A 13,459-nucleotide genomic window follows, 5' to 3' on the forward strand; every position below is an offset into this window, starting at 1 on the left:
GAGCCGCTGCCGGCTTGTCTGCCTAGTCACATCACCAAGCGACTTTGACGCCCAGCTTGCCGTCGTAGGCGTTGCCGTCAGCGTGTTCGCCGATGCCGACGAGGTATGAGGCATTGGCGTAGATCGCTGCGCCGTCGCCGATGTCGGTGCTGAACCCGGTGTTGATCTCGAACGTCGTGCCACCCATGTCGGCCGCGAACGGGATGAAACTAGTTGCTGACGAGAACTTCGTCTTCGGATCGCCGAGGAACTCGTACCAGAAGTTCGGCCGTATCCACGCGGTGAAGGTTGACGGTGCTCCACTCAGCCAGGTCGGCGTGCCGAAGTCCTGCGTGAAACGAACGCCAACACGTCCAACGAGTGAGTTGACGTTGTCGAAGTGCACCTGCGCGGCGGCATCCGAACCGTTGTTGAGATTGACGGTCTGATAGGCGAGCTGCGCCTGCGGTTCGATGCTGAAGCCATCGGGGCCGGTGTAAACCGGATAACCACCTTCAAGCGATGCACCGAAGGCGCCGCCATCGGTTTTCATCTTCGGGATGCGGTTGGACTTGGCATCAATATCGTACCACGAGCCCAACAGCAGCGCGTCGACGTAAGCGTTCTCCGGCGTGTAGTGCGTCCAGTAGGCGCCCCATGAGTACGCCATGAAGCTGTTCTCACCGGCTTTGCCATCGCCAATGTGTTGCACATCGCCCGAGCCGTGGCCGATGGCAAAGAACGCACCGGCGTGATTGCGTGACGTGCCGACATCGCCATCGCGATAAAGGTCGATACCGCCCTGGAAGGCCCAGAAGTCGTAATCGTACTTGGGGCCGGCGCCGTAGATGCCGCCCTTGCCACCATCGCGATCGCCGTGCCGACCGATGACACGTGCCCATGCTGCATTCGGTGCGCCTTCAGCGTATGCGCTGACAGCCGTGCCGCGCCGCTCATGTAGCGTGTCGAGCATCAGGCGGCCATACAGCAGCGTCATCGCTGGCACCGCGGCATAAAGCGAGGTTTCCTGGCGGTAATCGGGGGTGTCGGGGGCGCAGATCGGTGCGGAAGGATCGAGCGCGCAATCCAGCACCGAGCGCAGGAACCAAGCGTCGGGGTTGGTGGCATCAACACTGCCGCGATAGAGCGAATATTCATAGGGTCCAGCAACCACCGGCGCTGCCAGCGCGAACAGGCCCGGCACCGTCGTTCCGCCGTTGATCGCATCGACGACAAGGATACCGTTGAGTTGGGTAAGGTCGCCGCCACCGCCAACGTCGTTCACTGCGAGCTGAGACGTGCCGGAGCCCATCCCACCGTCGATGATCAATTGATCCGACGGAGACCCATCAGCCCCCAGCACAGTGTTGATGCCCAACGTACCGCCCTGGCCGACGTAGTTCACCGTCGTCAGCGCCTTGAACGGTCCCGCACTTGAAGCTGGCGGCGTAAAGTGCACCAGGCTGCCTGCTCCGTTCGTCAGACTGGTGACGTTGGAGTCGCCGGTAACGGTCCAGTCAGTCGATTGTAAATCCAGATTGGAAACGCCGCCCGCAGCCGTCACAGCTGATCCGGTGAGTGTCGATCCGAATGCTGTGACGTTTAGTGTGCCGGCGAACACGTCAAGAAGATTTTGTGTTCCGGAGGCATCGACGTCGAACAGCGTAGCGTCCAGGCTGCCACCAAATGATTGGAGCACCGCTCCGCTCGTCGCCGTCAAGGTGCTCAGAGTTATGGTCGCAAAATTGGCGCCACCCGCGTTGGCGATGGTCGCAGCGCTGATGCCGTTGGAAGTAACGGTGCTTTCCAGAATGTTTAGGGTGGAGCTGCCAATGCTGTTGAGCAGAATGGCATGATCGCCTGGCGTGTTGCTGATGATGTTCGAGCCATCGCGGATGGTTGCGCTGCTGCCACCAAATATGAGCCCCATTTCCGAAGCGTTCACCAGTGTTCCGCGCAGATCAATGTTTGCATCGGCGTCAATGACAATGCCATCGCCTGTTCCGCTGACAGTTGAGTTTATGAGTGTAACGAGAGTCCCAAAACCACTGGCGTGCACAGTCGATGCGACGCCTAAAGTATCCAGCGCGACGCCGCTGATTGTGACGGAGCTGCCACTTACGGCGCGGAGCGCGCGCTCTGACATGGAAGTTATGGAGCCGCCGGACATCGTCAGTGTGGCGCCGTTGTCGACATACGCACCAAACCCATCCGCGACGTTGACTGTTGTGCCTGTCGCGTTGATGTTGGCCGTTGCGCCCTGAATCCGGAACCCGGAAGCTGAGGCGCCGGTGACGGTGATGGATGACCCGCCGGCAATCGTAATGGTGCTGCTGTCAGCAAACGCGCCGTCTGCGAGGATGCCATCAGTGATAATTGTCAGCGGCGTGTTGCTTTGAATAATGCCGCCATTAATTGCGTATAGGGCGATGCCCGTTGGTGCGGGATCGGGACTTGTGTCGATGGTGCCTGTTGCGGTTTCGGTGGTCCCGTCCGCGAAAACCTGTTGCGCGCCGGCGGGCGAAGCAAGCAACGACAATAACGTCACGACGCATGCTGCTGTTATGAACAGCGTCAGATGCTCAGGCAGGCAGCTCTTTCGGAAAGGGCGCGCACGATGCATCAACCACCTCCTTGAAAGAAAGTGTCATGGAATGACGGAGATATGTGTGCCGGCTAAAATCCGGGAAAAATGCAGTTTATGAAACGCACGGAAGTTCTATCGCCAGTGATGCAGTAGAAAAGAAACAAGCAGGCAAAAATGACGTAGGCTGAAAAACAGTGTCGTGACTGTGTCTGATTCGAAGGATGTGAGTGCTGGGTTGCTACGCGCTGAAGTAGTGTACGCAGTGAATTGCAATTGCTGTTGAATAAAAGGCACGCTCATGGAAAGCGCAGCGTCTATTGTCAGTGCTGCGTGCTGCATAGAATTCGCAACGGCTGAAAGTTTGCCCGGTCAAGGTTCCAGCCAAGCCGAAATCAGCACCCGTTCGCGCTGAGCTGAACCGACAATGTCTTGCCGACAGAGGCGCTGACGCTACTTACCCGGTCGGCCGGTTTTGCGCGCGCGGCCTCGGCGACTTTTCTTCTCAGTATCTGATGGCACGTCTACTGTGCGCGCGGTGCGCTGCGGCGCTGTTCCGCTCCGAGGCGGGAGCATTGCATGCGGTCCCATCTCATCCAGAGTCGGCTTGTGCGGGCCGCGCACGCCTTCGCCAAATGCACCCGCTTTTGTGCGCGGATCGACATTCGGCGCGCGAGCCGTCGGGATGCTGTCGGGATCGCGGCGCGGGATCGCGCGGTCGGTTCCGGGCCCCATGTCATCCAGCGAAGGCTTCCTTATTTTGGTTGCGCCCGGCGACCGCACTCCGAGCAGCCGGCCGCCGGGCGCGGGGGACGAAGGTCCTTCCTGTCGGGAGCCGCCGGGCGCAGAAACAGAAGGTGCGCCACCGTATTTGCGCTCGCCTTTATAGGCGCCGGCGCGATCTTCGATGTCGGACTGGCGCGCCAGTGGATCGTCGGAAACGGCGAGTTCGGTTTCACGCAACCGCTTGACCTCGTCGCGCAGGCGTGCGGCGGTTTCAAATTCGAGATCGGCGGCGGCCGCATGCATGCGCCGTTCCATGTCTTCGATGATCGCGGTGAGGTTGTGCCCAACCGCGGGCGCATCCGCGAGACCGGTATCGACGGTGACGTGGTCCTGCTCGTAAACGGAGCTAAGCACGTCGGCGATGTTCTTCTTTACACTTGCGGGCGTGATGCCATGTTCAGTGTTGTAAGCGACCTGCTTCTCGCGCCGGCGGTTGGTTTCAGCAATCGCGCGCTCCATCGATCCCGTCATCGTATCAGCATAGAGAATGACGCGTCCGTCGACGTTACGCGCTGCGCGGCCTATGGTCTGGATCAACGATGTTTCAGAACGCAGGAAACCTTCCTTGTCGGCATCGAGGATGGCGACGAGTCCGCACTCGGGAATGTCGAGGCCTTCGCGCAGCAGGTTGATGCCGATGAGAACGTCGAATGCGCCCAGCCGCAGGTCGCGGATGATCTCGATGCGCTCCAGCGTTTCGATGTCCGAATGCATGTAGCGCACGCGGATGCCGGCTTCGTGCATATATTCGGTAAGGTCTTCTGCCATGCGCTTGGTCAGCGTGGTGACGAGCGTGCGATAACCGCGGTTGGCGTTCTCACGCGCTTCAAACAGCAGATCGTCGACCTGCGACTTTGCCGGTCGGATGATGACTTCGGGGTCGATAAGGCCCGTTGGCCGAATGACCTGCTCAACGAACGAACCGCCGGTTTCATCCATCTCCCAACCGCCGGGGGTTGCGGAAACGAACAGCGTTTGCGGGCGCATTGCGTCCCACTCTTCGAAGCGTAGCGGGCGATTGTCCAGGCACGATGGCAGGCGGAAACCATATTCAGCCAGCGTCGCCTTGCGCCGGTAGTCGCCCCGGAACATGGCGCCGATCTGCGGCACGGTAACGTGACTTTCGTCGATGAACACGAGCGCGTTATCGGGCAGATACTCGAACAGTGTCGGCGGCGGATCGCCAGGCTTGCGGCCGGTGAGATAGCGCGAATAGTTCTCGATGCCCGCGCACGAGCCGGTCGCTTCCATCATCTCCATGTCGAACAGCGTGCGCTGCTCCAGCCGCTGCGCTTCCAGCAGCTTGCCGTTGTCGTACAACTCGTCGAGACGCAGCTTCAACTCGCTTTTGATGAGCTTGATGGCCTGCTGCAAAGTGGGCTTGGGCGTCACGTAGTGCGAGTTGGAGTAGATCTTGACCAGCGACAGCTCATCGGATTTCTGTCCGGTTAGCGGATCGAACTCGACGATGCTTTCAACATCATCGCCGAACAGCGAGATACGCCAGGCGCGATCCTCCAAGTGGGCCGGAAACAGTTCGATGGTGTCGCCGCGCACGCGAAAGCTGCCGCGCACGAAGTTGATATCGTTGCGCCGATAGTGCAGCGCCACAAGGTCGGCGATGAGCTGATCACGCGAAAGCCGCTCGCCAACCTGCACGGTGAAGGTCATGGCGGTATAAGTTTCGACCGATCCGATACCGTAGATGCACGAGACGGACGCGACGATGATCACGTCATCCCGCTCAAGCAGAGCGCGCGTTGCGGCATGGCGCATGCGGTCGATCTGCTCGTTGATCGACGATTCTTTCTCGATATAGGTATCGGTGCGCGGCACGTACGCTTCGGGCTGATAATAGTCGTAGTACGATACGAAATATTCGACCGCGTTGTCGGGAAAGAAGCTCTTGAACTCGCCATAGAGCTGCGCCGCCAGCGTCTTGTTGGGCGCCAGGACAAGCGCGGGACGCTGCGTGCGTTCGATCACCTGCGCCATGGTGAAGGTCTTGCCCGAGCCGGTAACGCCTAGCAGAACCTGACTGCGGTCGTGCTTGCTGACGCCCTCCACCAGTTCGGCGATGGCGGTCGGCTGGTCGCCGCGCGGCTCATACTCAGACACGATATTGAAGTGAACGCCGCCCTCGGACTTATCGGGGCGGGGCGGGCGGTGCGGCGTAAAGGCGGCCTGTTCGCCGGAGACCAGCGGATGCGAGGCCATCATCGGTTGGCTGAGCAGAATTTCCTTCGCGTGGGCGGAGCGCTGCTCCGGTTTGGCGAGCAATGCGTCGAGATACTTGCCGGGCGCTTCGCCTCCAAACGGCGGGCGCGGTCCCTGTTGCCGCAGGGCGGGCAGCGGAATGTGGCTGGCTTCACTGTCGTAGGCCGGACGATCGGGATCGGTTGTCGCGGCCGGAACGCCACCCAGCTCTTTCAGCGCTTCGAACACGGCCTGGGGTCGCTCGGCCAACCCCGGTGTATCTTCCGGCGCTGTCAATTCGTGATTGCTGCCCTCCGAAGGCAAGGGTCGGCGGGGCGATTTACGGCGCGCGCTGACTTCGGGCGTGCCCGCAGCGGTTTCGGCCGGCGGGGGCGTCGGTTTGCCGGATCTGACGCGCGAAGGGCGCGGCTTGGGGATGCGCTCGGCATCGGCGCCAGCAGGTCTGGGCTTCTTCGACGGTGCGGGATCTTTGGGGGGTGGCGTCATGGGCGTGAATATGGCCCCGGGCGTCGCGCCGCTCAAGCCGCCATCTGCCGCCGTCCCTTCCTTAACCGTCGGGCATGGGGCGCGACCTTATAACGGGAGAACGCCGCCGCCCGGCGGGGAAGGTTTGCCCCATCGGCGCCGTGATTTGGCGGGAACACTGCCTATGCAAGTTGGCGAGAGGTTTTCTATGCGTGTGAAGATTTTAGCGGCAGTGACCAGCGTTCTGGCGATCGCGCCGCTGGCCTTTTCGGTGTCCGCCACGGCCGGCCCGCGCGCGGTGCTGGAGCTGTTCACCAGCCCATTCTGCTCGGCATGCCCACCCGCGGATGCGCTGTTCACCGAGCTGGCCCGCAGTCCGGACCTCATCACGCTGGTGATGCCGGTGGATTCGATGGATCGGCCGGGCCGCACCGACCCGCTCGCCAAGCCTGCCTTCACTGACCGTCAGGCGGCCTACGCCGAGCGGCGCAACTCCGACATGCTGTTCACGCCGCAGGCGGTGATCAATGGCGCCGCTGAGGCGCAAGGCTCCGACGCTGACGAGATCCGCGAGGGGATCGCCCAGACGCTGAACGTGCTGACGGTTCCCGTTGATGCCAAGGCAGCCGGCAAGCACATCAATCTTTCCGTCGGTGGCGCGGGCAAGGCGGCGGCCAAAACCGGGGTCATCACCGTGCTGCCGTTCATGCGCGATCACACCGAGCCGCTGCGTGGCGGCCGCAGCGCGCATTACGCCAATCTGGTGCGCGATGTCATTCCCGTTGACACCTGGAACGGCGAGCCGTTCAAGGCGCGCCTGTTGCGGCAGGATTTTGCCAAGTACGATGGCATTGTCGTGCTGCTGCAGGCCGGAACCAACGAGCGTCCTGGCGCAATCATCGGAGCGACACGCATCGAGTTTGCGAAGTCGGACCGTTCCTGATTGCTTGCGTTTGGGTGTCGGCCTGCCTGCTCCGTCGCCGGTATCGCGTTGTAATTTTTGCTGGGCGCATGGTGCTGAAGCGAATACAACGCGCGCAAACAATTGCGATGGAGCGTGCTCATGGGCTCGCCTTTCCTTTCACTGTCGTTGCTCACGCTCGGGGTCGATGATCTCGCTCGCGCGCGTAGGTTCTACGAGCAGATGGGGTTGGTGATATCGCCACAGAGCGGCGAGAATGTCGTCTTCTTCCAGATGCCGGGTGGCGTGCTTGGTCTGTATCCGCGCACGCTGCTGGCGGAGGATGCAACGGTCGACGCGCAGGGCAGCGGTTTTTCCCGCGTGGCGCTCGCGTGCAATCTCGACAGCCCTGAGGACGTGGATGCGATGCTCGATCGCGCGGTGTCCGCTGGTGGCAGCCTGGTGAAGCCGGGGCAGACGGTATTCTGGGGCGGTTATTCAGGTTACTTCGCCGATCCGGACGGTCATCTATGGGAGGTGGCGCACAATCCGTTCTTCCCGAAAGACGAGCGCGGCGTATTGGCCATCGGGTAGCACGTCAATCCAGGGCCGGTGTGCGTGCGGCGCCGACTAATGGCGTCACTGCGGTCACGGATGGATGTTGAGGGTCGGCATTGAGCAGCAAGAGCAGCAAACCGGCAACTGGCTCCGACCCTGCGCAGGGCAAACGTGGTCCAATAGCGACCGCAGCCGTGCATATCCTGTTTGCGGCGCTGATGTACCTTGCCGTCATGGTCGCGCTTGGCGGCGTAAATTCCATTCGTCACGCGCCCACTGAAAAGTCGATCACGGCCGGTGTCGTTGCGCTGGCGGTTGGCGGCGTATTTGCCTGCGTGATCGGCGCCATCTGGTATCTGCTGTTTTTCATCGAGCCGCGCAGGCAAGCTTACGCTGCACGTATGGCTGGGCTGCACCCGGGTGAACCGTGGATGCAGAATGAGATGTGGGCCAAGCGCACGGTTACGGACCGCGCCAACTTCGGGCTGACAATCTTCTTATGGCTCTGGTCGCTTGGATGGTGCGCCGGACTGTGGCTGATCTGGAATGCGAACGGTCACCGGATACTGGCATCGGCACGCGATAGCTGGATCGAGACGCTCATTGCGCCACTGTTTCCGGTTTTAGGATTGCTGGGCATTCTCGCGGCCATCGGCGCTACGCGGATCTGGTTTCGCTATGGCCCGTCCACGCTGCGCATCGATACGCTGCCCGGATACATGGGTGAAACCTTTCGCGGTGTTGTTAGCGTACGCATGCCCGAGCCGGTGTCGCTGGAGATTGAACTGGCCTGTGAGCGCTTGAGCTATAGCAAGTCAATCGATGGCAAAGGGCTCAGCCGCAAGATCTGGAAAACCACAACGGTGTGGTCACACACCGCCAGAATTGAAGCGGGCGACCTGATGCTAGCTCGCAAAGGTGTGGTCAGCATCCCGATAGCGGTGCGGTTGCCGCGGGGATATACGCCGAGCGGACTTGGCGCTGACGGAACAGGTGTGCAGTGGGTACTTTATGTGCGCGATGTTCGTCGCGCGGACGTTGACGGCAGTCGGCGTTATACGGCGCAGTTTCCCATTCCGGTGTTCGATCGCAAACGCAACCGTTGACCGCCCCAGGTCTGCATGGACACTTCGCTTGTCCGAAGGCCACATTGACCGGGTGCCGTGCGCGCTCAGGCAGCGGAGGCAGAAGACACAGCCGCGTTTTCGTCGTCGATGCGTTCGGCCTGATCAGCAACCACTGGTGCTCTCGCGCCCCACAGCAGCGCAACGCCAATAACGGCGGAGGCTATCGACGCGACGAACACGGCGATCTTGGCCGCAGCAAAATCTGATGCCTGCGGGAAAGACTGCCCGGCGATGAACAGCGACATGGTGAAACCGATACCAGCCATTGCGCCCGCTCCAGCAAGTTGGCGCCAAGAATAGGCGGCAGGCTTGATGGCGAGTTTGCATGCCACCGCCAGTAACGATGCCAGCAATAGGCCAAACGGTTTGCCGATCACAAGACCGACGATGATGGCGAGCATCAGCGGCTCGTGATTTTCGATCACGCCAAGCGATAGCGGCACACCGGCATTCGCCAACGCGAATAGCGGCAGGATGATGTAGCTCGACTCAGCACCGGCATGGCGCAGCAGGCGATCGGCCGGCGACTGGATGCGATCGTAAATGGCGTCGATTGCGCGTATCGCCGGCAGCGAGGGACCATGGTGCAGCACCTCGCTGCCGTGGCGCGCTTCTTCCGCGACGATGCTTGAGAACTGCGCCGTGAGTGCGTTGAGATTGGCGGGTGGCCGCGTGGGAATGAACAGCGCCAGCAGCACACCGGCCAGGGTGGCGTGCAGGCCGCCGGCATGCACGAACGCCCACAACACGATGCCAAGCAGCAGGTAAGGCGCGAGACGATAAACGCGCGAGTAGCTGAGGGCAGCCAGTGCAATCAGTACGCCAACGGCGCCGAGCAGATACATCCATTGAATGGCGCTGGAGTAGAATATGGCCACAACGATGATGGCACCGATGTCGTCGACGATAGCGGCCGCAGTGAGAAAGATACGCAGCTCCACCGGCACGCGCGATCCCATCATGACGATCAGCGCGATGGCAAAGGCCGTGTCCGTCGCCATCGGAATGCCCCAGCCGTGCGCCCATGGACCTGTCGGCAGCACCAGCATGTAGAGCAATGCGGGCACGGCCATACCGCCAATCGCAGCAGCAATCGGCAGCGCGGCCGCCTTCACGTCAGAAAGTTGGCCAACGGTGAACTCGCGTTTTATTTCCAGCCCGACAACAAGGAAGAATACAGTCAGAAGGCCGTCGTTGACCCAGTGCCGCAACGACATGTCGAAGCTCAGCGGTCCAAGCGTAAAGCCCAGATGCTGGTGCCAGAATGCTTCGAAGCTCGTCGCCCAGACCGAATTGGTGAGCACGATGGCAAGCACGGTCGCGAGCAGCAGCAGAATGCCGGCCGATGGCCCCCAGCTTGCAAAATCGACTGCAGCAGAGCGTACGCGGTGACCGAGCGTGCCGCGCATTGCATCGGAGAACGAGCTTTCATCCCACGCGCCATCATAGCGGCGCCGGTTGATGAAGAACGTCGGTGTGATGAGCACGCCGCTGGCTGCGGCGCTGCGCTCGTCGGCTTCAACGCGGGCGCGGGCAGGATCCAGCGTTTCGGGTTCAGAGACGTCGACGCCCAGATCCTGCGCAACGGCGATGATGTCCTGCTCGGTCAACACATCCGACCGGGTCATCAACGTAACGTGCGCCCGCCAGAAACTGTCATCGTCGGGCGCCATTTCCACCAGTTCGGCGGCGCGACGGGCCAAGTCGTTGTTGCGCAGCGGTCGGTGGCGAAACACATAGCGCAGACGCTGTCCGAATTCGTCGCGCGCTTCCGCAACACGCTCGTTGGCGGCGCGGCACGAAGGGCAGGCATAGCTGCCGTATTCCACCAGCGTGATAGGGGCGTTGTCGGGTCCAAGTGTGTGGTCGTCCGGGCCTACTGCCCGGTCCAGCCGGTTGCGTTGGACTGTCTGGCTCACGCGGCCCCCTGGGATGCTGCTATAATGGTCGTGGTCGAGTGACTGCTTTTTTATATCCGGGATAGCGAGGCGTCACTCTCTCTCATGGGGATGCGTCACACGGACATTCACCACCATGATTAACGGCTGGCACCCATTGCGCGACGGACAGCAAGTTCAAGCGCTTCCAGAAAGCGCGAGCGGTCCTGGCGGGTGAAGGATGCGTTATAACCCTTGCTTTCGCCAGTTTCGCGCAAATGAGCAGACAGCTCGCGCATTGCGAGCGCCATGCCGATACTGGATTCGGTAAATGGCTTGCCGGTGGGGCCGATCGCCTGAGCGCCCTTCTTGAGGCAGCGGGCTGCGAGCGGGATGTCGGCAGTCACTGCAACATCGTTGGGGCCGATATGCTCTGCGATCCAGTCATCAGCAATGTCAGGGCCTTCCGGCACAATCACGCGCTTGATCAGAGGGCCTTCGGGCAGGCGCATCCAGGCATTGGAAACGAAATGCACCGGCAATCCGTGGCGTTCGGCAACGCGCACGGCTTCGTCCTTCACCGGGCACGCGTCGGCGTCGATGAAGATGGCGGGGGATGAAGATGGCGCGGCTGTCGTCACCCGATGTTTGTAGCGGCCGGCGCACGCAATGCAAAGCGGCGTTACATCGGCTCGGCAAGCAAGGCCTCGATTGTAACGGCGTCCGCTACGCGATCGTGCATGCCGGCGCCCGGCGTTGCTGTGTCGGCATCCATCACCGGACCGGGCGTGACAATGGCCACCAGCCGATCCCACAATGCATTCGGCATCGACGGCCGGTCGCGCGCCGCTGACAGCAGGTAACGGAACTTGGCGTGCATGCGGGCGGCTTCCTCAAGTGGCGCGATCACGCGCACGCCATGCATTTTCAGCAGTGGCTCCAGCGCGCTGACGGTCAGCAACTCGACGTGCGCCACGGTGCGGCACTCGTTGATGGCGACCAACAGGAAAGCGACTCCGGCATCGGGCGCGTATTGCACCATCTCGGTGATACAGGAATAGGCGCGAATGCGACCCTGACCGCTCGATTCATCGGGGTTGTCTGTCGTGTCCAGCAGCAGGCGAGCCAGGCGTCGAAAATCCGTGGCGCCGTCCGGTGTCGTACACAGCGGCGCAGCCTGTGAAAATTGGCACTCCAAGCAACTCCACGTGCGATCCATGGGATGCTTTCCGGCGATGCTTCCGGTCGGACAAAACCTCTGCGCAAAGCGACATAGCGGTGCGTGATGCGGCAAACTACAGCATGCATTGTGCGAAAGAAACCTTCGGTTGCAAGACCGAAGGGGCAGCGAATTAAAACGCAGACGGGATAGCGCGCACGGCGGATGGCAGCCGCAGGCACTGCAACGGCAGCGCCACTACGTGCGATGCAACTGCCGTGAGCGACGGGTTAATGGTTCGCGGTTTTACGCTGGCGTGCACGTTTGCGCGGAGTCGGCGAAGCAGGCTCGACAGCGGCGACAGCCTCAAGCTTCGACTTCGGCACGATATGCACGACCTTATACCCGCGCTTTTTCAGCTCCGCGAGCAGGGTCGGCATCGCTGCCGCCGTGCGAGCCTGGATGTCGTGGAACAGGATGATGCCCTTGCCCTTGCGGTCGAGGCCGGTCAGCACGTTGCGGATCACCATCTCGGGCGAGCGAACGCGCCAGTCCCATGAATCGACGTCAATACCGAACACGGCGATATTGCGCTTGGCCAGATAATCCCGCACGCGCTTTGGATCGCTGAGATATGGGAAGCGGAAGAACGGCGCGACGCCATCGGGCAGCACTTCGTCCGCAATATTGAAGGTACTTTCGATCTGCTGCTCGGCGCTGCCCAGAGATGTGGCGCCAAGGTTGCGGTGGGAATAGGTGTGCGTGCCAACCGTATGCCCTTCAGCCTGCACCTGCTTGGCGATCTCGGGGAAGTTCTTCAGCATCCGGCCGACATAAAAGAATGTGGCCTTGGTGCATTCAGCGGCTAGCGCGTCGAGAATTTCGCGGGTGTGGACCGGGTGCGGTCCGTCGTCGAAGGTCAGAACGACTTCCTTGTCCTGCAACAGCGGTGTCGGGCGATACTGCTCGCCATATTCGCCGCCGCCAGCAGTATCGACCTCTGCAACACGGGTGACGCCGAGCCCGTCGCTGCAATTGATCGATTGGTCGGTGACAGCGTTATCGGTCGCTGTGGCGATCACTTCTTCCGATGCGGCGGCGATCCGCGCTGCTTCGGTTTCTGCGCGGGCAACAAGCGCCGGCAGCATCAGCGCGGCAACCAGAAGCAGCTTCTTCATTTCCGTTCTCCCCAACCAGTTGCCCCACGCGAAACAGGCTTGGTCGCTCCGACCACGGCGGCGGAGCATTGCATCGATGCGTTTAACCCGGCGTAAAGGATAGTGCGCTTCGGCCTGAATGGCATACCGTTTCCGGCTTCGATAGCCGCCTGCAGCGCAATCGTGCCCGGCCTGTGCTGCATCGGTGACGCCCGCGATCCGGCGCCTCACCGTGAAAACGCGTTCCAGACCGAGCTGAGAGAAGCAAAGAGAGGCACCGGGGGGCGTGGCAACCTCTCTTTGCGCCCGGCGGTGGCTGGCCGGGGATGTCGCGCAGGACGCCGCTGCAGGCTTCGGCGGATCCGCACACGACAAGCTCTCATGCGTATCGAGCCGAAGATCGTGTGGCTGTCTGCGCTCCTGCATTGACGCATTGAAACATGAAACCGGGGTTTGATCCGGGTCGAGAATATCGAGCGTTATTTCAGCAATATCGCGGGCATTGCCTGGCTTTACCGCCGGGTAGGTTGAATGGATCAACGTATCACCGCAGGGTTCTAATGCCTGCCGAGTGATAAGCGTGCCGCCGCTTTTCCCGGTCTTTACGTCGACCGCGGTTGGCGATGCCAGGTCTGAGCTTGTCTGCCGA

General features: G+C 61.5%; 9 protein-coding genes. 3 read left to right on the top strand and 6 right to left on the bottom strand.

What is annotated here, in order from left to right; all coding sequences use genetic code 11:
* Positions 1 to 31 precede the first annotated feature (31 nt).
* The gene (locus C6Y62_RS15320; RefSeq protein WP_173954663.1) at positions 32 to 2,527 is read right to left on the bottom strand and encodes an autotransporter outer membrane beta-barrel domain-containing protein; all 2,496 of its coding nucleotides are present in this window, start codon (positions 2,525 to 2,527) and stop codon (positions 32 to 34) included.
* Positions 2,528 to 3,016: 489 nt separating this feature from the next.
* Complete coding sequence (gene uvrB, locus C6Y62_RS15325) at positions 3,017 to 6,052, bottom strand: excinuclease ABC subunit UvrB (RefSeq protein WP_173954664.1); 3,036 nt, start codon at positions 6,050 to 6,052, stop codon at positions 3,017 to 3,019.
* Positions 6,053 to 6,239: 187 nt separating this feature from the next.
* Here uvrB and C6Y62_RS15330 point away from each other — a divergent pair, with 187 nt between their 5' ends.
* The 3 genes from C6Y62_RS15330 (at position 6,240) to C6Y62_RS15340 (ending at position 8,596) form a co-directional block, all read left to right on the top strand.
* Positions 6,240 to 6,974 (top strand): DUF1223 domain-containing protein, encoded by a 735-nt coding sequence (locus C6Y62_RS15330; protein ID WP_173954665.1) that lies wholly within the window; start codon positions 6,240 to 6,242, stop codon positions 6,972 to 6,974.
* Positions 6,975 to 7,094: 120 nt separating this feature from the next.
* A complete protein-coding gene (locus C6Y62_RS15335) occupies positions 7,095 to 7,526 on the top strand; it encodes a VOC family protein (protein WP_173954666.1) in 432 nt (143 codons plus the stop codon).
* Positions 7,527 to 7,606: 80 nt separating this feature from the next.
* Positions 7,607 to 8,596, top strand: a complete 990-nt coding sequence (locus C6Y62_RS15340) for a hypothetical protein (RefSeq protein ID WP_173954667.1) — start codon at positions 7,607 to 7,609, stop codon at positions 8,594 to 8,596.
* A gap of 65 nt (positions 8,597 to 8,661) precedes the next feature.
* Here the strand turns inward: C6Y62_RS15340 and nhaA are convergent, their stop codons facing one another.
* The 4 genes from nhaA to C6Y62_RS15360 all read right to left on the bottom strand — a co-directional run bounded on the left by nhaA (position 8,662) and on the right by C6Y62_RS15360 (position 12,831).
* Positions 8,662 to 10,536, bottom strand: a complete 1,875-nt coding sequence (gene nhaA, locus C6Y62_RS15345) for a Na+/H+ antiporter NhaA (RefSeq protein WP_173954668.1) — start codon at positions 10,534 to 10,536, stop codon at positions 8,662 to 8,664.
* Positions 10,537 to 10,655: 119 nt separating this feature from the next.
* The gene (locus C6Y62_RS15350) at positions 10,656 to 11,135 is read right to left on the bottom strand and encodes a YaiI/YqxD family protein (RefSeq protein ID WP_198491416.1); all 480 of its coding nucleotides are present in this window, start codon (positions 11,133 to 11,135) and stop codon (positions 10,656 to 10,658) included.
* A gap of 41 nt (positions 11,136 to 11,176) precedes the next feature.
* The gene (locus C6Y62_RS15355) at positions 11,177 to 11,713 is read right to left on the bottom strand and encodes a DUF6869 domain-containing protein (RefSeq protein WP_173954669.1); all 537 of its coding nucleotides are present in this window, start codon (positions 11,711 to 11,713) and stop codon (positions 11,177 to 11,179) included.
* A 230-nt stretch (positions 11,714 to 11,943) separates the two neighbouring features.
* Entirely contained in the window at positions 11,944 to 12,831 is an 888-nt protein-coding gene (locus C6Y62_RS15360; protein ID WP_173954670.1) for a polysaccharide deacetylase family protein, read from the bottom strand.
* Positions 12,832 to 13,459 lie beyond the last annotated feature (628 nt).

Origin of the sequence: Hyphomicrobium sulfonivorans, from assembly GCF_013306565.1 — a bacterium.
GTDB classification, from domain to species: Bacteria; Pseudomonadota; Alphaproteobacteria; order Rhizobiales; family Hyphomicrobiaceae; genus Hyphomicrobium_A; species Hyphomicrobium_A sulfonivorans.